Annotated in this window: 17 protein-coding genes; 13 read left to right on the forward strand and 4 right to left on the reverse strand. The window is 66.8% G+C overall.

Going from position 1 to position 22,038, the window contains the following annotated elements; all coding sequences use genetic code 11:
• Positions 1-306: 306 nt before the first annotated feature.
• The 5 genes from ACWETB_RS23205 to ACWETB_RS23225 all read left to right on the forward strand — a co-directional run bounded on the left by ACWETB_RS23205 (position 307) and on the right by ACWETB_RS23225 (position 6,439).
• Complete coding sequence (locus ACWETB_RS23205; RefSeq protein WP_452213920.1) at positions 307-1,269, forward strand: LysR family transcriptional regulator; 963 nt, start codon at positions 307-309, stop codon at positions 1,267-1,269.
• Positions 1,259-2,665 (forward strand): FAD-dependent oxidoreductase, encoded by a 1,407-nt coding sequence (locus ACWETB_RS23210; RefSeq protein WP_452213922.1) that lies wholly within the window; start codon positions 1,259-1,261, stop codon positions 2,663-2,665. Before ACWETB_RS23205 ends, ACWETB_RS23210 begins: the two co-directional genes overlap by 11 nt.
• Before the next feature lie 116 nt (positions 2,666-2,781).
• Positions 2,782-3,897, forward strand: a complete 1,116-nt coding sequence (locus ACWETB_RS23215) for an enoyl-CoA hydratase/isomerase family protein (RefSeq protein WP_452213924.1) — start codon at positions 2,782-2,784, stop codon at positions 3,895-3,897.
• A 70-nt stretch (positions 3,898-3,967) separates the two neighbouring features.
• Positions 3,968-4,753, forward strand: a complete 786-nt coding sequence (locus ACWETB_RS23220; protein ID WP_449744950.1) for an enoyl-CoA hydratase — start codon at positions 3,968-3,970, stop codon at positions 4,751-4,753.
• A gap of 90 nt (positions 4,754-4,843) precedes the next feature.
• Positions 4,844-6,439, forward strand: coding sequence for an MFS transporter (locus ACWETB_RS23225; protein WP_449744962.1), 1,596 nt, complete (start codon positions 4,844-4,846; stop codon positions 6,437-6,439).
• Positions 6,440-6,446: 7 nt separating this feature from the next.
• On the opposite strand, the gene ACWETB_RS23230 is transcribed toward ACWETB_RS23225, so the two are convergent.
• On the reverse strand, positions 6,447-8,774 hold the full coding sequence (locus ACWETB_RS23230; RefSeq protein ID WP_452213926.1) for a transketolase-like TK C-terminal-containing protein: 2,328 nt from the start codon (positions 8,772-8,774) through the stop codon (positions 6,447-6,449).
• A 131-nt stretch (positions 8,775-8,905) separates the two neighbouring features.
• Between ACWETB_RS23230 and ACWETB_RS23235 the strand changes: the two genes are divergently transcribed.
• Positions 8,906-9,370, forward strand: coding sequence for an Lrp/AsnC family transcriptional regulator (locus tag ACWETB_RS23235; protein WP_449744952.1), 465 nt, complete (start codon positions 8,906-8,908; stop codon positions 9,368-9,370).
• A gap of 68 nt (positions 9,371-9,438) precedes the next feature.
• Here the strand turns inward: ACWETB_RS23235 and ACWETB_RS23240 are convergent, their stop codons facing one another.
• Both ACWETB_RS23240 and ACWETB_RS23245 read right to left on the reverse strand, forming a co-directional pair.
• Complete coding sequence (locus ACWETB_RS23240; protein ID WP_452213929.1) at positions 9,439-11,547, reverse strand: neutral/alkaline ceramidase; 2,109 nt, start codon at positions 11,545-11,547, stop codon at positions 9,439-9,441.
• The gene (locus tag ACWETB_RS23245; RefSeq protein WP_449744954.1) at positions 11,544-12,182 is read right to left on the reverse strand and encodes a TetR/AcrR family transcriptional regulator; all 639 of its coding nucleotides are present in this window, start codon (positions 12,180-12,182) and stop codon (positions 11,544-11,546) included. Before ACWETB_RS23245 ends, ACWETB_RS23240 begins: the two co-directional genes overlap by 4 nt.
• A 391-nt stretch (positions 12,183-12,573) precedes the next feature.
• Here ACWETB_RS23245 and ACWETB_RS23250 point away from each other — a divergent pair, with 391 nt between their 5' ends.
• From ACWETB_RS23250 to ACWETB_RS23270, 5 genes are all read left to right on the forward strand, one after another.
• A complete protein-coding gene (locus tag ACWETB_RS23250; RefSeq protein WP_449744963.1) occupies positions 12,574-13,314 on the forward strand; it encodes a (Fe-S)-binding protein in 741 nt (246 codons plus the stop codon).
• Positions 13,311-14,855 (forward strand): LutB/LldF family L-lactate oxidation iron-sulfur protein, encoded by a 1,545-nt coding sequence (locus ACWETB_RS23255; protein WP_452213931.1) that lies wholly within the window; start codon positions 13,311-13,313, stop codon positions 14,853-14,855. Before ACWETB_RS23250 ends, ACWETB_RS23255 begins: the two co-directional genes overlap by 4 nt.
• Complete coding sequence (locus tag ACWETB_RS23260) at positions 14,852-15,481, forward strand: LutC/YkgG family protein (protein WP_449744956.1); 630 nt, start codon at positions 14,852-14,854, stop codon at positions 15,479-15,481. The genes ACWETB_RS23255 and ACWETB_RS23260 overlap by 4 nt, the downstream gene beginning before the upstream one ends.
• Positions 15,482-15,730: 249 nt before the next feature.
• The gene (locus ACWETB_RS23265) at positions 15,731-16,990 is read left to right on the forward strand and encodes a hypothetical protein (protein ID WP_452213933.1); all 1,260 of its coding nucleotides are present in this window, start codon (positions 15,731-15,733) and stop codon (positions 16,988-16,990) included.
• Between the two features lie 125 nt (positions 16,991-17,115).
• Complete coding sequence (locus ACWETB_RS23270) at positions 17,116-18,525, forward strand: purine-cytosine permease family protein (protein WP_452213935.1); 1,410 nt, start codon at positions 17,116-17,118, stop codon at positions 18,523-18,525.
• A gap of 95 nt (positions 18,526-18,620) precedes the next feature.
• Here ACWETB_RS23270 and ACWETB_RS23275 read toward each other — a convergent pair whose 3' ends face one another.
• Complete coding sequence (locus tag ACWETB_RS23275; RefSeq protein ID WP_452213937.1) at positions 18,621-20,171, reverse strand: PucR family transcriptional regulator; 1,551 nt, start codon at positions 20,169-20,171, stop codon at positions 18,621-18,623.
• Positions 20,172-20,258: 87 nt separating this feature from the next.
• Here ACWETB_RS23275 and ACWETB_RS23280 point away from each other — a divergent pair, with 87 nt between their 5' ends.
• On the forward strand, positions 20,259-20,765 hold the full coding sequence (locus ACWETB_RS23280; protein ID WP_452213939.1) for a nucleoside deaminase: 507 nt from the start codon (positions 20,259-20,261) through the stop codon (positions 20,763-20,765).
• Positions 20,762-21,769: an isopenicillin N synthase family dioxygenase gene (locus ACWETB_RS23285; RefSeq protein ID WP_452213941.1), complete on the forward strand. Its 1,008-nt coding sequence runs from the start codon at positions 20,762-20,764 to the stop codon at positions 21,767-21,769. Before ACWETB_RS23280 ends, ACWETB_RS23285 begins: the two co-directional genes overlap by 4 nt.
• Positions 21,770-22,038: the final 269 nt, after the last annotated feature.

Below are 22,038 nucleotides of genomic sequence, written 5' to 3' on the forward strand. Positions count from 1 at the left end.
GGGACTCGACCGGCGGATAACAACCCTACCAGCGGATGGGTGCTCGACCGACCAACGCGAGAACTGCTGCGAGGCAATGACTGACCTTCGATCCTTGGCCCACCGATAGACACCAGACCAACCAGCCCGCACCCGGCTCCGGCCGGGACCGCATCGGTACTTTGACAATTCCACAGAGAACCAGAAATGCCGGCGATAGGTGTCGCCACGCTCGACGGCCATCTCCTCGGTGGTGCGCAGCGCAACGACACCTCATTCCTCCGTGGTCGCGACGTCATACGACGGGCGCACACTAGGATCGGCTCCATGGAGATCCGTCGGCTGCGCCTGCTGCGTGAGTTCGCCGACCGTGGATCCATCGGGGCGGTGGCCGAGGCGATGCACATGACGCCGTCGGCGGTGTCCCAGCAGCTCAAGGTGCTTGCGGGGGAGGCGGGTGTGGAACTCCTCGAACCCGACGGACGGCGCATCCGCCTCACCCCTGCCGGGCAGGCGCTGGTGTTGCGGGCCGATGAGGTCATCGCCGCCGTCGACCGCGCCCAGGAGGAGATGGCCTCCTACGGTTCCGGACACTCCATGGTGCGACTCGCGATGTTCCCCTCCGGTGCATCCCTGCTGCTTCCGGCGGTGCTCGACAAGGCCGCCGAGTCCGGGATAGATGTCACCGCATTTCATCTCGACGTCGGATATCCCGAAGCCCCACCGGCCCTGGCCGATTTCGACATCGTCGTCACGCATCGCGACGAGCGGATGCCTGCGGTGACCGACCCTCGGGTTCATGTCACCGAGCTGATGCGGGAGCCACTCGACGTGATCGTATCCGGCAGTTCCGATTTGGCGCACCGAGGCACCATTGATGTGACCGACCTCGCCGACCGCGACTGGATCAGCGTCGAAGGCGGTTTTCCCGTTGACGATGTCCTGCTGTCGATTTCGGCCCTCACCGGTGTCGCACCGCGAGTGACTCAACGGATGCTCGACTTCACCACGATCGAGGCTCTCGTCGCCGCCGATCACGGCATCGCCCTGATGCCGCGATTCGCCGCTCGCCACCCCGGCGTCGTCCCGCTCGAACTCAAAGGGGTGCGCGCCGCGCGGGTCTACGAATCGCTGACGCGACCGCGCCCGCGAAAAGCGGTCTCCGCCATAGAGAATCACCTTCGGGAGGCGGTCACCGATCTCCCGGACAGGAGTCTCCACGAGGCAGGGCCGCCGCGGCGACCGACAAAGAAGATGACCAAACGGAAGGCGACGGAGAGTGACGACTGAACGCATCGTGGTGATCGGCGCCGATGCCGCCGGCATGAGTGCCGCACACCAGGCGCTCCGCAGCGCCGCAACGGCCGGCCGTGACATCGAGGTGATCGCGCTCGAACGAACCCAGGACACCTCGTACTCGGCGTGCGGAATACCGTATCTTGTTGCCGGACTGGTGGATTCCGAAGACGAACTGAGTGCACGCAGCCCCGAGCAGCATCGCGCCATGGGTGTGGACCTACGGATGGGTGTCACCGCCGAGCGGATCGACCTGTCTGTGCGACAGGTCGACGTCTCGATCAGTGATGCCCTCACCGGCGAAGGCCACTCGGACAGCGTCGCCTTCGACACCCTCGTCCTGGCCACCGGAGCACAACCCATCATCCCCGACTGGGCGCGCAACACCGACGGAGAACTCCTCCCCGGCGTGCAGGCCGCCAAGACACTCGATGATGCACGCTACTGGCTCGACCTCCTCGGCCCCACATCAGTCGGTGCAGGGCGTCGTGGCCTCGTCGTCGGTGGCGGCTACATCGGCATCGAGATGGCCGAAGCGCTCCTCGAACGTGGCTGTGCCACAACGCTGATCACGCGCAGCACCGTCATGAGCTCATTGGACCCGGAGATGAGCGATCGGATCGCGGACACCATGCGAGAAGCCGGCGTCGAACTCATCACCGGCGACATCATCGCATCCGCCGAACTGATGCCCGACGGCACCAAACGACTCACCACCCGCGACGGCAGAACGCTCGACGCCGACGTGGTGATGCTGGGACTGGGTGTCCGCCCGGCCACCGCCCTCGGCGCGGAGGCCGGATTGCCGGTCGGTGACTTCGGCGGCTACCGCACCGACGATCACCAGTACCTCGGCCACGGGGTCTGGGCGGCCGGCGACTGCTGCGAGGTCACCGACCGGATGACGGGAACGTCGGCATTCCTGCCATTGGGTACGCACGCCAACAAGCAGGGACGGGTGTGCGGATACAACATCGTCGGCGGCAATGAACGTTTCGCCGGTGCCCTCGGTACCGCGATCACCCGATTCCGGGCCGGGGGCGGCTACCTCGAGATCGCCCGCACCGGACTGTCCACCCGTCACGCCGCGGCCGCCGGATTCGATCCGGTATCGCTGATCACCGACTCGTCGACGGCCAGCGGATACATGAACGAGAGCTCACCGATCGCGATCGACATCGTCGCCGACCGCCACACCCGACGCCTCCTCGGGGGTCAGATCGTCGGCGGGCAGGCCTCGGGCAAACGCATCGACACCATCGCGGCCGCACTCTGGGGCGCGATGAGCGTCGACGACCTCGCCGAGATGGACCTCGCCTACGCACCGCCGTTCGCGACCGTATGGGAAGCGGTCCAATTGGCTGCGCGTCGGCTCGCCGAACGATTGTGAGACGTCGGCGCACACGTCCCTCACGGCCCGGTGCGGGGTTGTGCCGAACGAGAAACTAGGATATCCAACTAAATGGGATGCCCGAGCGGGAGTCCATGCGCACCAGGAGGCTGTTCATGACGGAAGCGAATCAGGAGTCGTCGAACCTGCAGGCGGCGCCACCCTCGGTCCTCACCGAGCGTCGTGGCCAGGTGGGGATCATCACCCTGAACCGGCCGAAATCGATCAATGCGCTCGACCATGAAATGGACCTGGCGGTCGAGGCGACGCTTAGGGACTGGGAGACCGACGATGCGGTCACCGCCGTGGTCATCCGCGGCGCGGGGGAGCGCGGCCTGTGTGCCGGTGGGGACATCATCGCGATCCACCGCGACGGCGCTGTCCTCAGCGACGGTCAGCACACCGACCACGACGCCGCCGACAGCCCGTCAGGGCGCTTCTGGCACGACGAATACCGGCTCAACCACCTCATCGCCGACTACCCCAAGCCCTACATCGCACTGATGGACGGCATCGTGATGGGCGGCGGCGTGGGCATCTCCGCCCACGGCAACACCCGCGTCGTCACCGACCGCACCCGCCTCGCGATGCCCGAGGTCGGCATCGGATTCGTCCCCGACGTCGGCGGCACCCATCTGCTCGCCCGAGTGCCCGATCACCTCGGCACCTACCTCGCGCTCACCGCCGCCCCGGTCAACGGCGCTGAAGCCATCGCTCTCGGCCTGGCCGACCACTACATTCCCGCCGACCGCCTCGACGAGTTCGTCGCGGCGCTCGCCGACCGGGCGGTGGCCGATGTGCTCGCCGAGTACACGGTGACGCCACCGGAGGCCCCGCTCCTGGAGCAGCGCGCATGGATCGGCGGCGCCTTCGCCGCCGATTCCGTCGGCGAGATCGTGGGCAACTGCCGCGCCGTCGGAACCGAGTTCGCCACCGCGACCGCCGATCGGATCGCCGGCAAGAGTCCACTCGCACTCGCGGTCACCCTCGCCTCGCTGCGTGACGCCGAAACCACGTCCACGCTGGCCGAGTCGCTGCGCCGCGAGTATCGCGTGTCGTTGCGTTCGCTGCTGCACAAGGATCTCGCCGAAGGCATCCGCGCCCAGGTCGTCGACAAGGATCGCAATCCGAGCTGGCAACCGGCCGATCAGGTCACCGACGCCCTCGTCGCCGATTTCCTGCGGCCACTTCCCGATGACCTGGAACTGACCTTCGACACCGCCGACGCCTGACGGCACCCTCCGGCCCACCGGACCGGTCACCCGACCCGATCACCCGACCCGATCACCCGAGGAACCACCCATGACCCAGAACCCGGAACCCCAGACCATTCTCGTCGAGCGCCGCGACCGCGTCGGCATCATCACCCTCAACCGACCCAAGGCGCTCAACGCGCTCAACACCGAATTGATGACCGAAGTGGTCGCCGCCGCAACTGCTTTCGACAAGGATCCGGACGTCGGGGCCGTCGTCATCACCGGATCGACGAAGGCATTCGCGGCGGGTGCCGACATCAAGGAGATGTTGTCGAAGACCTACTCCGACGTGGTGAGCGAGTCGTTCTTCGGCGCCTGGGACGATCTGTCGCGGCTGCGCACCCCGATCATCGCGGCCGTCACCGGATACGCCCTCGGCGGTGGCTGCGAACTGGCGATGTTGTGCGACACGATCATTGCCGGTGAGAACGCGGTCTTCGGGCAACCGGAGATCAATCTCGGCGTCATTCCCGGTATCGGTGGCTCGCAGCGCCTGACCCGCGCCGTCGGCAAGGCCAAGGCGATGGATATGGTCCTCACCGGCCGGCAGATGAAGGTTGACGAGGCCGAACGCCTCGGTCTGGTCAGCCGCGTCGTCCCCACCGAGGAGGCGCTCGAGGTCGCCCTGGAGGTCGCCGCGACCATCGCCGCCAAGTCGGCCATCGCCACTGCACTGGCCAAGGACGCGGTCAACCGTGCCTTCGAGTCCGGCCTCACCGAGGGAGTTCGCGCCGAGCGGGCATTGTTCTACTCGACGTTCGCCACCGACGACCAGACCGAGGGGATGGCGGCGTTCGTCGAAAAGCGCGATCCGAAATTCACGCATCGATGATCCGCACCGTCATACACCTCGGGTGAATCGGCCACGAACTGCGACGATGCGCTTCACGCGGACGGTATCGCATCGTAGGGTCGACGAGTGATCTCGACTGATGGCGCAGTGAGCGACCAAGGGGTGGCCCCCCAGCGTGCAGGACTCGTGCTGACCGCGTTGATCCTCGTCGCCGGTGTCGCCAACATCAATCTGGCCGTGGCCAATGTGGCGCTGCCCGACATCGGCAAGGCCCTCGACGCGAGTTCAACGCAACTCAACCTGATCGCGGTCGGCTACTCGCTGGGCCTCGCGGCGTCGGTGTTGTACTTCGGTGTTCTCGGTGACCGGTTCGGCCGGAAGCGACTCCTGGTCTACGGCATGCTGCTGACTCTCCCGGCGTCGCTGATCGCCGGTTTCGCCGGCGATCCCAACGTCTTGTTCGGTGCCCGTGTTCTCGGCGGTATCTCCGCCGGTCTGGCCTATCCGACGACGCTGGCGATCATCACCGCGTTGTGGACCGGTGCCCGGCGCACCAAGGCCATTGCCGCCTGGTCGGCGCTCGGAGGGGCGATCTCGGCCACCGGGCCGGTCCTGTCCGGAGCATTGCTGGAGAAGTTCGATTGGCATTCGGTCTTCCTGGTCACGCTTCCGCTGGCGGTGGTGGCGCTGGTCTCCGCATGGTTCCTGGTCCCGAGCGACGGCGGTGATCAGGCGGTCACCGTGGACAATTTCGGCGGGGTTCTCTCGATCCTGTTCGTCGGCGCCACCGTCCTGGCGATCAACTTCGCGCCGATGGACGACATGATGACCGCGGTGTGGATTCTCACGACCGTCGCAGCGGTCTCGGCATTGTTCTTCGTGTGGCGACAGTTGCGAATCAAGGTGCCGCTTTACGATTTCCGCATCGCCAAGCGGCGGACATTCTGGGTCGCCGCGGTCGGCGGCATCGTGGTTTTCGGCACCCTGATGGGTGCGATGTACGTCGGCCAGCAGTACCTGCAGAACGTCCTCGGATACTCGACGCTGGCGGCGGGTGCGCTCGCCCTGCCCGCGGCTGCGGCGATGATCGTCGTCGCGCCGCAGTCGGCCAAGCTCGTCGAATCCATCGGATCGCGTTTCACCCTGCTCATCGGATACGCCTTCATCATCTGCGGACTGGTCATCGCGTTGACGCTCTGGGGTGATACCGCACCGGTGTGGTCGGTGATTGCGGCTTACGTCCTGATCGGTGCGGGGGTCGGCTTCGCGGGGACACCGGCCTCCCACTCGCTGACCGGTTCGGTGCCGGTGTCGCGTGCGGGTATGGCCTCGAGTACCTCGGATCTGCAACGTGACCTCGGTGGCGCGATCATGCAGTCCATTCTGGGCGCGATCCTGACCGCTGGATACGCGAAGGCGCTGACCGAGAGCATTCAGGGATCACCCCATGCCGACGAGGTGAGCGCGCAGACGCAGACCGCACTCACCAAATCCTTTGCCAGTGCCGCCGATCTCGCACAACGGTATCCGCAGTACTCCGAACAGATCATCTCCGCCGCCCGTGACGCATTCGTCGATGGTGACACCCGCGCATTGGCCGCCGCGATCGGCATCGTCGGACTCGGTGCGCTGTTGGTGTTTCTCTTCTACCCCGACTCTGTCGGGGAGCGTGAGGCGATGCGCCGCTACGCCTCCGAACGGGATACGGTGTCCGAGGAGGCCTGAGCGGTCCTCAGGAGATCAGGTCCAGGGCTGCGCGCACCATGGCATCGGCGTCGATCCCGTGGATCCGATAGACGTCCTCAAGTGAACCCGACTGACCGAGATGGCTGACGCCCAACGCAATCGAGGCGACACGATTGATCGTGGGGAGGAATGCCAAGGTGTGCGGATGGCCGTCGAGCACCGTCACCATCGGTGTCGCGCGGTCGGCCGGGAAAACCTGATCGAGAATCCACGTCGGCGCGTCACCCTGCCCGCGTCGTGACTGGAATGCCTCGAAAACCTTCCCCGGACTGGTAATCACCACGACATCGCAGGCGATGTCCATCTGCGCCAGTCGATCGGCGGCGGCCAGGGCATCGGTGACCAGGGCGCCGACGGCAACGAGGGTGACAGCAGGATTCTTGTTGTGTCGCAATGTGTATCCACCGGCAACCACCTGACGTCGACGGCGTTCGCGGGCTGACGGGTCGGTCGGCACGTCGGCAAGCGCCTGCTGTACCGGCCGGGTGGACAACCGCAGATATGCCGAACGCCCGTCCGGGCGACCCAGGTGCGCAAGGCAATCGAGCAGGGTCCATTCGACGTCGACGGCGAAGGCCGGTTCATAGCTGACACATCCGGGTTGCTCCAGGCCGATCGACGGGGTCTTGATCGATTGGTGTGCACCACCTTCGGGCGCCAGCGTGACCCCCGCCGGGGTGCCGACCAGGATCGACTGGCCGCCCGCGTAGATGCCGTACGACCACGGTTCCAGTGCCCGTTCGACGAACGGGTCGTACAGCACGCCGATGGGGAGCAGCGGCTCACCCCACCGGCTCCAGGTGGCGCCGAGTTCGCCGATCAGCCCGACGAGGTTGGTTTCGGCGATGCCGAGTTCCATGTGCCGGCCGGTGGGACGTTCTCGCCAATGCATCAGGGTCTCGCGGTCGTCGTCGAACCAGTCGCGACGCTCGGTGGGTGACCACACCCCGACCTTGTTCAGCCAGCCGGCGAGGTTGGTCGACGAACTCACGTCGGGACTGACGGTGATCACCCGCTTCGCCACGTCGGGGGCCTGCCGGTTCAGGTCCAACAGCGTGCGCCCCAGAGCCGCCTGGGTTGTCGACACCGCCGGCGGGGTGCGGCCGATGTCGGCGGGCACTGTGAATGTTGGGAGCTGCCGGATCGGTTCTCGGCGCAGTTGTGCGGCGGTCGCCGCGCAGAGCCGGCCCGCGGCGGAATCCTCGGCGAACCGATGCCACGGCTGAGCCGGATCCTCACCCATCCGTGCTCCCAACTCGTCGAACTGTTCGACGGTCAGCAGCGACGAATGATTCTGCGGATGTCCCTGGGTGGGTAGGCCGTATCCCTTCACCGTGTAGGCGATGACGACAGTGGGGCGGCTGTCGTCGATCGCGTCGAACGCTGCGCGTAACGCCGACAGGTCATGTCCGCCGAGGTTGCGGATCGCCGCGTGGACTGTCGCGTCATCGAGATCGGCGATCAGCGTCGCGATCGCGGGCGCACCAGGTCCGTCACCGGGCAGCCTGGAGCGCAATTCGCCCACGTCACAACGCAATAGACGTTGATACTCCGGGTTGGACATCTCGGTGATCCGCGTCCGCATCGCGTCCCCGCCGGGACGATCGAAGAGCTTCTCGAGCAGTCGGCCCCATCGCACCGTGATCACCTGCCAGCCGGCGGCGGCGAACATCGCCTCCAGACGTGGGACAGCGATGTTGGGGACGACACGGTCCAGGGACTGCCGGTTCATGTCGACGATCCACACGATCTCACCGAGTTCGGCCACCGACGAATCGAGGATCGCCTCCCACACCGCGCCTTCGTCGAGTTCGGCGTCACCGACCAGGGAATACTGCCGGCCCGTTCCGCCGGTGCCGAAGGCGGTCGTCACATATCGGCGGGCGATGGCACCCCAGATGGGTGCGGTGGCACCGATACCGACCGATCCGGTCGAATAGTCCACGGTGTCCGGGTCTTTGGTGCGGCTCGGGTAGCTCTGCAGGCCACCGAACTCCCGCAGCCGGGTGAGGTGCTCGGCGTCGAGATCACCGAGTAGGTAGTTGATGGCGTGCAGCACCGGTGCGGCATGCGGTTTCACCGACACGCGATCGCCGGAGCGGAGTTGCTCGAACCACAATTCGGTCATGATCGACACCATCGAGGCGCACGACGCCTGATGGCCACCCACCTTGAGCCCAGACGGGTTGGGCCGAATCCGGTTGGCGTGATGGACGATGGCCGTCGAGGTCCACAGCACGCGTGCCGCGATCTCCTCGAGGACGTCGTCGCGCTCGCGGGTGACGTCGGTGTCCGGCGCCGAACTGGTGGTCATCGCCTGTACCTCCTGGTGATGCAGAATGATCCACAGTCTGGCGCCGGCCGTCCCCTTTGTGCCAGAGTTTCGAGGGGGATTGTGCAAAATGCCAACCCGGATGATGTCGGCGGTGAGGTGAGGTGATCAGAGTGCCCAAGGCATTCCGGTTCGACGGCACCGATCGGGGCATCCTGCGGGCGCTGATCCGGGCGCCGCGCGCGACGACGAGCGCGCTCGCCGAATTGACCGGCCTCTCACGCAACACCGTCCAGGCACGGATGGCGCGCTGGGACGAGGCCGAGGCGCTGCGGGGATTCGATCGGCGCATCGACCCCGAATTCCTCGGATACCCGATCAGCGCCTACGTCTTCACCGAGGTGACGCAGCGCCAACTCGCGCAGGTGTCCACCGCGCTCGTCCGGATCCCCGAGGTGATCGAGGTGCACGGACTGACCGGCGACACCGATCTGCTCATCCAGGTGGTGGCGCGCGACGCCGACGACCTGTATCGGGTGGCCGGGGTCATCCTCGGCATCGACGGCGTGCAACGCAGCAGCACCGCGCTGCGGATGCGTACCCTCATCGATTTCCGCGTCGACCAGCTACTTGACTGATCACGGCGACGGGAGTCGCGGCACGCAACCCACGCCGAATCAGTGTCCCCGAATCAGCGTCCCCCGGATCAGCCGACCTCGAACGCCGGACTGATCCCCACGAACGACTTCAGTTGACCAGCAGCAGATTTTGCGTCACCAAAGTACCGGATGCGGTGACGGCCCGTGGTGCCCTGCGGGATTCGCCAGAGGATGGTGACCGCCGATGCGGAGTCCTGCCCGGCCGGCCGGGCCCAGTGCAGTTCGCTGTTCCAGTCGTTGTCGTCCTCGGCGGTCACCCAGCGGCCGCCATCGAAGCGTTCGATGACGTAGTACCCGTCGGTGGGACGGCTTCCGTCGGCGCGGGTGCGATGCACCTTATTGCGCGGGTGGGCTCCCGAGAAGGTCACCGACACCGTTTGTCCCGCAGTATATGTCGCCTTCGGTGGGGAGGTGACCGCACCGAAGGTCGCGCCGCGAACGGGAGTGTCGGCGGGCACACCACCGAGCAGATCGGGTTGCAGTCCACTGGTGTCGGCCGGACGCGGACCGGAGCCGAGGGTGCGACCGGCGGCCATCGCGCGGGCGAGTCGGTCGAATTCCTGCATGTAGGCGCACAAAGTGAAGCGGCCGAAGAGGGTTTCCCCGCCCTCGTATTGCTGGGAGAGGTACTCCTCCGGGGTGGTCACATACTGGCTGTAGCCATTCGAATATCCCTGCAACAGCACATTTTCCAGGGGCACGCGCAGGGCGTCGGCGACGATCCGGCGGATGCGCAGGCCGGCCACGATGGTGAACTCGGCCGGCCCGGCGGCCAGCACGAGGTCGCCGATGCGGATCAGCTGGATCGGCAGGGTCTCCTGTATCCAGGGTCGCGGCGGCAGATAGCCGAGCGGGAAGAGGTCGAACTTGGGTGCCTGGATCTGCTGCGCCCACTCCGGTGGCGTGACATTCGTGTCGATGCCGAGTGCCCGCGCGAACGGCAACACCATGCCCTCGTGCAGGAAGCCCAACTGACTACGGGTGTTGTCCTCGGTGCTGGTCGCCGCGGCCCCGGCACCCATGATCGCCGGCGACGTTCGGGCCGCACGCCCGTCGGGGGTGTAGTGACCGTCGATGTGCACATCGGCCATGTTGATGAATCGGTAGGCGTAATCGATTCCACCGCTGAGGGTTCGGGCCGAACCGAGGGCGCGCTGTCCGGCCTGGAACTGCCGTTCGCCGATGATCGCGCAGTTGGCTCGCCGGTCATCGGTCGGTCCACCCGGATTCATCTTGCGCAGCCACAGGTTCGGCGTCATGTCACCGGCGTTGGTCTGAGGGAAGGACGCCACCACACCGGGGGTGCGGCTCTCGGCCAGATAGGAGGCGTACCCCTTGTTGTCGGTGGAGATCAGGGTATTGGCATCGGTCAGCGACGTGCCATGCGTGGCGAACCAGGTGATCTCACCGATGACATTGCCGCCCTGACGAAGTCGCAGTCCGGTCACCTGTGGGTCGATGTGTTCGGGAAAGTGGTTCTTGTCCGGTGCCGGGTTGTTGGTGAACGCATCCAACGAGCGGTTGGCGCTGGCGTTGTGCAGTTCGCTGTGCCCGATCTCGAGGGTGCCCGGCGCCAGCGACCGGTGTGCGGCGACGATGGCGTCGACGATCCCGTCGATCTCGGCGCGATACGAGTTCTCCCGATGGCCTAGCGCGGCAAGGACATACGCGTAATCCCAGGCGGTCCCGCCACACGAGTTGTGGTTGTGGGTGGCGTTGAGGTTGACGTTCTCGTCGGTGTAGGTGGAGCCGAACCGCTTGCGCAGTTCCCTCATCACGCCCACGCGGTGGGATTCGAAGATGAGGGCAAGGTCGGCGTTGACGAACACCACCCGTTTGCCGGTCGCCGCGTCGGCGATGATGTAGGCGCGAGCCCACACCCGTTGCAGCAGAACGGTTGCCACCTGTTCGAGGTCGGAGTAGCCCATCATGCCCTGACCGGCGATGGCGCCGGTGACATCACCCCGGCCGGCACCGACGAGATACCCGCCGCCCGTCGGTGCGGCTTGCGCGCCACCGGTACCGGTGGTGGTGGCGGCCAGCCCGATGGCACTCGCGCCGGCGGCCGCGGCACCGCCGAGGAATCCGCGCCGGGTGACGCCGGGTCGGTCCCGGTCGGGGCGGTCCCGCTCGGTGTGCGAGAACTGGTCGGTCATACTGTTTCCCCCTGTGGTGACGTGCCGGTCGCCTCGACCGGGTCGTACTCGGATACCGCGAGTGCGGCGAAGGTACCGGACAGCAGATCGATGTGGCGCCGCGCGGCGTCACCGTCGCGGTCGGTGAGCCAGGACAACGTCAGCCCGTCGAGAGTGGACGTCACAATGTGTGCCAGGTCGGTGACGGGCAGCGTCCACCGCATCGACATGGTGTCGGCGATGAAGGACAAGGCCTCGGCGACGGTGGCCCGGTAGGTCTGCCACTGGCGATGTGCGGCCGGCGGATCGTGCCGCATCGCGTGCGCCGCCACCTCGAGCAGGGCCAGTTCGCGGTCCGGGTTGCGTTCCAGCAGACGCAGGTAGGCGTCCATCGCCGCGGCCAAGACCTCCCGGAGGTCGCGATCGGGTCCGGACATTTCGACGCTGAGCAACGCGCCGCGGCGTTCGGTGGTGGTGATCTCCTCGATCACCGCACTGATCAGCGCGTCGCGGGAGGAGAAGATGTAGAACAGCGAGCCCTGCGGCATCCCCGCCTCACCGACGATGGCGCGGGTCGTCGCCGCGGCCAGACCGTCGCGCGCGATCACCCGGATCGCGGCGTCGATCAGTTCGGCACGGCGCTGGTCGAACGTCATCCGACGCATTCGAATCCCCCCGATTCAGGCCTTCCGCGTCTCCGCCGCAGGCCGGTGTCCGTCAGAGTTGACCGAGCGGTCAACTGATCGTTCGGTCAACTATGCATCAGGGGCCGCGGTTTGTCCCGGCAAACGGCGAAGTCTCCCTGGCCATGCCGAATCGTGCGGCGTACGCCCGGGTCGCCGCCACCCTCCGGATCCCGCAACGGCCGTTGGGCACCAACGGGCGTACGGTCGTGGGGTCGGACCACGTGTGGTTCGATCACCTCAACCCCGTTCGCCGGCCCACGATACGGAGTCTCATGAACCTGCGTCTGAAGAACCTGCCCGACGCACCGTACGGTAGCCAGTCGCCGTGCCCGATCCGCCTCATGACGCCGGTGCCCGCCCCATGAGGGTCGCGCTGCTGGCCACCTGCTTCAACGACACGATGTGGCCGGGCACGCCGCGTGCCACGGTTCTGCTCCTCGAGCGGCTCGGGGTGAGTGTCGAATTCCCCGTCGAGCAGACCTGCTGCGGGCAGATGTTCACCAACACCGGCTACGCCGACGAGGCCATCCCCGGTGTTCGGCAGTTCGCAGATGTCTTCGGGGATTACGACGCGGTGGTGGCGCCGTCGGCGTCGTGTATCGGGTCGGTGCGCCACCAGCACCCCGATCTCGCGAAACGCTCGCGCGATCCGGCCCTGATCTCGGCGGTCGCCGCCTACACGCCGAAGGTCTACGAACTCAGCGAGTTCCTCGTCGACGTCCTCGGCGTCACCGACGTCGGCGCCTACTTTCCGCACCGGGTCACCTACCACCCGACATGTCATTCGCTGCGAATGCTGCGGGTCGGCGACAAGCCGCTACAACTGCTCCGGGCGGTCGGGGGCATCGATCTGGTGGAACTGCCTGCGGCCGAGCAGTGTTGCGGCTTCGGTGGCACGTTCGCGATGAAGAATGCCGACACCTCGGTGGCGATGGGATCGGACAAGTCCGCGCACGTCAAGGAGACCCATGCCGAAGTGCTCGTCGCCGGGGACAATTCGTGTCTCGCCCACATCGGCGGGCTGCTCAACCGGGAACGCGCGGGTATCCGCATGATGCATCTCGCCGAGGTGCTCGCCTCGACCGATCGGGAGCCGGCATGAGTACGACCACCCCGGATACCCGCCCGGCACAGCATCCGCACGTCGGGGTGACCCGCACGTTCGTCGGGATGCCGAAGTTCCCGGCGGCGGCGCGTAACGAACTCGCCAACACCACGCAGCGTCGGAATCTGGCCCACGCCACCGGGATCATCCGCGAGAAGCGGGCCGGCGTCGTCGGCGAACTCGACAATTGGGAACAGTTGCGGCTGGCCGCCGAGGCGATCAAGAACCGTGCGCTGCGCAACCTCGACTCCTACCTGGTCGAATTCGAGGAGAAGGCCACCGCCGCGGGCGCCGTCGTGCACTGGGCGCGTGACGCCGAGGAGGCCAACCGCATCATCGTCGACCTGGTGCGCGACACCGGCGCCGACGAGGTGGTCAAGGTCAAGTCCATGGCGACCCAGGAGATCGAACTCAACGAGGCCCTCGCCGACGCCGGAATCGATTCGTGGGAAACCGATCTCGCCGAACTCATCGTGCAACTCGGCGACGACTGGCCCAGTCACATTCTGGTGCCGGCCATCCACCGCAACCGCAGTGAGGTGCGCGAGATCTTCCTGCGCCGGATGAAGGAGGTCGGGCGGCCGGCCCCGGACGACCTCACCGATGACCCCAGGCGTCTGGCGGAGGCGGCGCGCCTGCATCTGCGGGAGAAGTTCCTGCGCGCCAAGGTCGGGATCAGCGGCGCGAACTTCGCGGTCGCCGACACCGGCAGCCTCGTCGTCGTCGAATCCGAGGGCAACGGCCGGATGTGCCTGACCCTGCCGGAGACGCTGATCTCCGTGGTGGGTATCGAGAAGATCCTGCCGACCTGGGCCGATCTCGAGGTCTTCCTCCAGGTGCTGCCGCGTTCGAGTACCGGTGAACGGGAGAATCCCTACACCTCCATCTGGACCGGTGTCACCCCCGGCGACGGACCGCAGAACGTGCACATCGTGTTGCTCGACAATCACCGCACCGACGTCCTGGCCGACGAGGTGGGGCGAGATGCGTTGCGCTGCATCCGATGTTCGGCATGTCTCAACGTCTGCCCGGTGTATGAGCGGGCGGGTGGACACGCCTACGGGTCGGTGTACCCGGGGCCGATCGGGGCGATCCTCACCCCGCAACTGCGTGGCACCTCGTCGAAGGTCGATCAGTCGCTGCCGTTCGCGTCGAGCCTGTGCGGTGCCTGTTTCGACGTCTGTCCGGTCCGCATCGACATCCCGGACATCCTGGTGCACTTACGCACCCGGGTCGTCGACGAGAAGCGTGGCGGACTGCCGAGTGCAGAGGCCGCCGCGATGAAGGCGATGGCGTGGACCTTCGCCGATCACCGGCGACTCGAAGCGGCTCAGAAGGCGGCGACGACGAGTCACCGGTTCTTCGGCAGGCGCACCTCGATCGGCGCGCTGCCCTGGCCGTTGTCGGGCTGGAGTTCGGCCCGCGACGTACCCGTCCCGCCCGCCGAATCCTTCCGGGACTGGTGGAAAGCGAACCGTAGCAACACAACCGATGAGGCCAACGGAACCGGCGACACCGGCGGGGCGGGGCGTAAATGAGTGCGCGCGAGGACATCCTGGGCCGGGTGCGGCGCGCGATCGCCGACGTCGACGACCAGCAGCGGCGCGACGAGATCGACTGGGGCTACGGCGCGGCGGTGTCCACGGGCGATCTCGATTCCGTCGAACGGTTCGCCGAGCGGGTCGCCGACTATCGGGCTGTCGTCGAGCGGGTACCCGCAGATGCGTTGTCGGACACGGTGGCTCGTGCGCTGGACGGGGTGGGTGGATCGGTCCTGGCCGATCCCGATCTGCGCGAGCGGCTGGCCCTCGACATCGCGTGGCGCGACGACGACGAGCTCTCGCCGGCCGAGCTGGATCGAATCGGGGCGGTGGTGACCACCGCCGCCGTCGGTATCGCCAACACCGGCACCATCGTCCTCGATCACGGTGCGGGCCAGGGACGGCGAGCGGTATCGCTGGTGCCCGACGTGCATGTGTGCATCGTCGATGCCGCACAGATCGTCACCGACGTACCCGAGGCGGTCGCCCGCCTGATCGCCGACGGCGCTGCCGGTCGGCCGCAGACCTGGATCAGCGGACCGAGCGCGACCAGTGACATCGAGTTGGACCGGGTCGAGGGTGTGCACGGCCCGCGGACCCTGCATGTGGTCATCATCGGTTGAGCGAGGCCGCCGCACTGATCCGACATTTGGGCTCCGACGCGGGGGCCGTGAGACGAATTGCGCTGTTAGTCTCATCACATTTATCTTGCCCCAAGTGCGGGTTGCGCGGCTGTTATGCCCATTGACCTGCGTAGATGTCCGGAATTGTGCGATGTGGCCGCAGCTTGCCGAGTCATCTGCTCCTCGATAGGTTTCGCGGCGTCACGTCGCGACCGTGCGACGGTCGGGGCGAAGCAGGGCGGGAACCATATGTCGATCACTCGACGCTCGGTCATCGGGCTCATTCTGGCGGTCATCGTCGCGGTGGTGGGGGCGCCACTGGCGAGCGGTCCGGCTCGCGCCGCCGACCTCGACCGCTATCTCGATCTCCCGCTGACCAATCGGTTCGCCGACAGGTCCGCCGGTGGCGTCAACCCCGCATTACCCACCGACGTCGCAACCCTGAACTCGCTCGTGGCCCAAGCGCATTCATCGGGCATCGACCCGAAGCGCTACGCCGCGTTGCTCTTTCAGTGGCGGCTCGTGCAGGCCACGTCGACCGCCGGTATCGACCTGGCTGCGTGGGATCCGCAGAAGGGATTCCACGCCATGCGCGGCAACATGATCAAGTCCTATCGGCTGTACGAGGACCTGCAGATCGCGCACAAGAATCTGCAGTGGTCGGGGATGGCCGGCCTCGTCGGCGCCGACTTCGGTGGTGGCATCGCCGACGTGGTGCTGCTCGGTGATGTCTACGGAATCTCGCAGCTGCAACCGCTGGCCGCCCAGATCATCGAGGCGACAACCGATGCCGCGGGACCGGGCTTCCTCGGGATCTTCCCGAAGGGGCTGCAGACCCTGGCCTACTCCGCCGACAAGATCACCCCCGCCGACCTCGACTGGTTCGCCAAGCGGATCCTTGTCATGCAGAAGGCGATCTTCAGTGACCTGATGCCGCTGCACATGGCCTACGTGCGCACCGGCATCGCCGGCATCGAGGAGCTGCACCGGGCCGGTCTGCTCGACGACTCCGTTCTCGCCGCGTGGCGCGACATCGACTCGGGCGACGCATCCCGCATCGCGCAGGGCAACGCGACGCTGCTCCGTCGGGAACAGTTCAACGTCGTCGGCTGGCAGTTCGACAACGTCCGCAACTACCGCAAGGCCGACGGCGTCGGCGCCGCCCTGACGTACGCGATGACGCTCGCCGGATCGCCGTCCATCGCGGGCGTGCCGGCGCTGCGGAACTTCATCCCGTTCACCTACACCGCCGAGCTCGCCGACGGGCGCACCCTGAGCGTGCAGACGCCGATCGCCAACTGGGACTGGTCGGTGTTTGACCTGCGGTGGAAGTACGTGACCACCGAACTGCTGCCCCGCTACCAGAACATGGTGACCAACCACTGGTCCGAGCTGGTCGCGACCATGAAGGTGCCCTACGAGACGCAGTTCGAATCGCATCGGCCGATCTGGAACCTGCACAAGATCCTCGGTGACGCGGCGGCGCACACGGTCGTCACGGTTCGCTGAGCCGATTGGAATCCCGATGGCGATGGCCGACGTCGGCGACTACGGGCGAACTGTCGCTCCGTGGAGTCCGCCCAGCTGACACTTCGTCGCTTGCCGGTCGGCGGCGGGCACAGCACAGTGTCGCCATGACTGCTTCACCCACCGACACCGTCGACGACACGGCCGCCCTCGGCTACGGCACCAAGGTCCTCGCGGTCGAGCCCGGCGGCAACGAACCGATCCCGCTCGAGGCCCGCCACGGTAAGCCGCGCGGCCTGTTCTGGACGTGGACCGCCCCGAACCTGGAGTTCGCGACGATCTTCGTCGGCGTCATCTCCGTCGCCTACTTCGGGTTGTCGTTCTGGCAGGCGGTCGCGGCGATCGTGATCGGCAATCTGCTCAGTGCCGTCGCCCACTTCCTGCTGTCGGCCGAGGGGCCGCTGCACGGGGTGCCGCAGATGGTGTTGGGCCGCTTGAGTTTCGGTCACAACGGCAACATCCTCCCGGCCACCTTCATGGCCGTCATGTGCGGCGTCGGGTGGTTCGCCACCAACAGTGTCAGCGGCGCCTTCGCCCTGTCGACACTGTTCGGCCTGACCCCGCTGGTCGGCCTCATCGTCATCGTGGTGGCGCAGACCGCGTTCGCGTTCTTCGGCCACAACCTGGTGCAGCGTTTCGAACGCCTCGCCGCCCCGGTGCTGGCGGTGATCTTCCTGATCGGTGCGGTCATCATCTTCAGCAAGTCGCACCTGTCGGCACCGGCGGCCGACGGCGGATTCTCGATCGCCGGTTTCTTCCTGACGATGGGCGCCGCATTCGGCTACACCGCCGGCTGGACGCCGTACGCCGCCGACTACACCCGGTACCTGCCGCCCACCGTGTCCAAGGCCCAGACCGGACTGTTCGCGTCGGCGGGTCTGTTCCTGTCGTGCACCGTTCTCATGGTGGTGGGCGCGGCGTCGATGACCATCGGCGCACCGACCTCGGACAACCCGACCGAGGCCTACACCTCCCACTTCCCCGGCGCCATCGCGAATCTGACGCTTCTGGCCATCGCGGTCGGTGCCGTTGCGGCCAACGCCATCAACGTCTACTCCGGTGCGATGGCCTTCGTGACGATGGGCTTCAAGCTGCCGATGAACGCGCAGCGTGCCCTGGTGTCGGTGTTCTTCGGCATCGTCGGCTTCCTGGTCGCCTGGTGGGCGCTGGCGGACGCGGCCGCATCGTATGAGGCGTTCCTGCTGCTCGTCGCGTACTGGATCGGACCGTGGCTCGGTGTGGTGTTCGCCGACCGTGTCCTGCGTCGTGATCCGCCACCGTTGGCGCTGCTGTATGACCGCAAGTACACGAACTGGGGAGGCGTCGCCGCCTTCGTCATCGCCCTCGTCGTCTCGGTGCTGCTGTTCTGCAACCAGGAACGCTTCGTCGGCTACGTCGTCCGCGCGGTCCCCGAACTCGGAGACATCGGCGCATTCGTCGGATTCGTGATCGCGTTCGTGGGGTATGTGATCCTGGCCCGGTCTCGCGTCGAGGCCTCGCAGCGGCAGTCCACCTGACCGCGGCTTCCGAGCCTGGGGCCTCCTCGATGAGCGGCATGCTCGTCGGGGAGGCCCCGTTCCATGAGGCGGGCTCCTGGGTGGGCCGGGCGACCTCAGGGCCGAACCCTCTCGGCCTGAAAGGTGCTGATGGCCAACAACATCGATCCGTAGATTGCCGGAGCGGTGGGATCGAAGCCCAGAAGCCCACGAATCCGATCCAGCCGTTGGTACAAGCTTTGCCTGCCGATGTGCAGCTCCTCCGCGGAGCGGGTCGCGCTGCATCCGTGCCGGAGGTGGACGTCGAGTGTGGTCACCAGTTGCGCCGAGGTCGCCGCATCGTGAGTGGTCAGCGGCGCGATGAGACCGAGGAGTTCGTCCCGCAGGGGTGTCGGCAATGACCTGGCCGTCGACTCGACGAGGAGTTCACGACCGGTCACCACACCGTGGATTCGTCGGAGATCACCTGCCATGTCCAGTCTTTCCGAACACGTGTGCAGTGCGTCGGAGAGCGTCGAGGCCGGTCCGGAACCGGATCCGGTGCCGTGGACGGGATGCCCGTCGCCGACCACCGCTTCGAATCGGACGGCCTGGGAGCCGCCCTCGATCAACGCTTCGCGCACCTGCGTGACGGGATCGGTGGTGTCGGCCGATGCGGCGACGAGTGCGTAGGTGGTGGCGTCCACGGTGGCGTGGATCAGCCCACCCAGGTGCGACGCCGCGCGGGTGAGAGCCGCGTCGGCCATCCGTGAATCGGGGGAGTGCGCCGCGACGGGTACCAGGACCGTTGTGTCCGACACCGCCAATCCGGAACCATGCAGGCGTGCAAGCAGATCCGCGCGACGCAGCGGATGGCGTCCGACGAGGTCGGTGATCAGTCGGGCGCCCAGCGATGATCTGTTGGTGCCGGATCGGGTGAGTACCGCGGCCAACGGTCCCGCGCCGGTGCGTAACAGCAGGTCGATACTCGCCGCGGACGATGCGGCCGGGTCGGTGCCGGCGTACAGCCGACCGATCTCGCGGCCGCGCACCAGGATCGGCGTCGAGGCGACCGCCGTGTCGACGGCTCGCCAGGCCGCGCGATCATCGTCGACGCCGTGAGTGGAGATGAGCGCTCCGCCGGAGCCCACCAGCACGATCGGGCACCGCGCTGCGGCGGCGATGTGATCGATCATCGCGGCGGTGGCGCCGGGGGCCGTGAGGTCGTCGTGCAGCAGTGCGTCGAGTTCGCTGCGTAGCCGGAGGTCGGTCACCTCGTCGGACACGATCGCGGTGTTGGCGGTCCGACAGACCTCGATGAAAGGCACCACGCGGCGCAGTTCCACGATGGGCAGGTGCGCGGCCGACCCTTCCCGGATCATCTCCTCGGGGATCGCGTCGAAGGTGCGGCCGATCTCGAACGCGAGGCCCGCGACCCCGCGGTCGGCGAGGTCGCGGACATAGTGTCGACGTGTGCCGGCGTCGAGCCCGGCGAGGCCCAGGCCGGTGGTCAGCAGGAGTTCACCACCGGCCAGCAGGGGCCCGATCTCGAAGATCTCGCTCGAGTGCACCCAGGTGACCGCCGAGTCGAGGCGATCGTGCGCCGTGAGAACCCGCGGGTCCGCGCGGTCGAGATGCCGGTCGATGACCTGACGCAGGGTCGGTGGTGTGATGGATGCTGCGGGCATGGGAGGACGATATGCACTCCCGCGGGCGTTCGCGACCGGACGAATTGTCGGTTGAGGTCGGTGGCTGTCGGCGGCAGTCTCGAGGTCATGTCGACCTCCGCCCCGACCGTCGCCGCGGGACTCGATCCGGCGACTCTCCTCGACGTGGCCTTTCGGCAGGCGCGAGCCGGCCTCGCGGAGGGTGGTATCCCGATCGGGGCCGCCCTGTTCTCCGCCGACGGCACCCTTCTCGGTGAGGGGCGCAACCGGCGCGTCCAGCATGATGATCCGTCGGTGCACGGCGAGACCGACGCCTTCCGGGCCGCCGGACGTCAGCGCGACTATTCGTCGACGATCATGGTCACCACGCTCGCGCCGTGCTGGTATTGCAGCGGACTGATCCGGCAGTTCGGCATCGGGACGGTGGTGATCGGCGAGAACCGGACCTTCGCCGGTGGCGAGGCGTGGTTGGCCGGCCTCGGGGTCGATGTCGTCGTCGTCGACGACGATCGGTGCGTGTCGATGATGACCGACTTCATCGCCGCGAATCCGGCGCTGTGGAACGAGGACATCGGAGTGGCCGATGACCGGGATGACAACGGAGACGAACGATGACCGCCGCACCGGATACGTCCTCGTCGATCACGTCTGTGGACAGTCCGATCCTGACGGTGGATCTGTCTGTGTGGCGAGCCGGTGGGGCGGCCGCGCAGCAGGTCTGTGCTGCCGTCGACGAGTCGTTGCAGAAGGCCGGGTTCCTGTTGGTGACCGGGCACGGTGTCGACCCTGCGCTACCACGCGAATTGCGGAGCGCCGCACGCGAGTTCTTCGCGTTGCCGGCAGATATCAAGCAGCAGTACGCAGTTGGTGTCGGCGGCCGGGGCTGGATCGGTCCGGGACTCGAGGCGAATGGCTACTCGGAGGGCACCGAGACGCCACCGGATCTGAAGGAGACCTACAACTCGGGAGCGCAGACGCGGGTCGGGATTCCGGAGATCGACGACTTCTGGTTCGCCCCGGACGTGTGGCCGCAGGAAGCTCCTGGACTGCGAGAACTGTTCACCGCGTGGACAACCCAGATGAAGGCGCTGTCGGACGACCTGCTGGCCTTGATGGCCTCGGCCCTGGGGATGGACGGTGACGAGAATCCGTTCGCGGGCCTGGCGGCCAATGCCACCTGGACGTCGAACATCAATCACTATCCGCCGATGACGGATGTGGGTGAACCCGAACCGGGACAGTTCCGCATCGGACCACACACCGATTTCGGTACGGTCACCGTCTTGGATCGGGAGCCTGGCGCCGGTGGTCTGCAGGTGTTCAGCGACGAGAGTGGTTGGGCCGACGCACCTTACAATCCCGATGCGTTGACCATCAACATCGGTGATCTGCTCGAGTACTGGTCGGGCGGCCGTTGGCCGGCCGGTCGGCACCGCGTACTGCCGCCACAGCCCGACGCACCCGAAGAAGATCTCGTGTCGCTGATCTTCTTCTACGAACTCGACCACGACGCCGTCGTCACCCCGCTCGGGGAGCCTATCGGCCATGACTCGGGCCGTCCACCGGTGGTTGCCGGCGAGTTCATCAAGGAGCGGTTGGACGCCATCACCTTCGGCTGAGCGGATCATCCGCCGACGTGTCGTGTGCTGCGCACCATTCCGGCAGGAAGGCCGTCGAGCAGGTGACACGTCGTTGCGGGCGTTCATATTTCACTCTGGAGTTGTCAAAGAACGGATGCGGTCCCGGCCGGAGCCGGGTGCGGGTTGGTTGGTCTGGTGTCTATCGGTGGGCCAAGGATCGTAGGTCAGTCATTGCTTCGCAGCAGTTCTCGCGTTGGGCGGTCGAGCACCCATCCGCTGGTAGGGTTGTTATCCGCCGGTCGAGTCCT

It is taken from the genome of Gordonia sp. NPDC003950 (assembly GCF_053605205.1).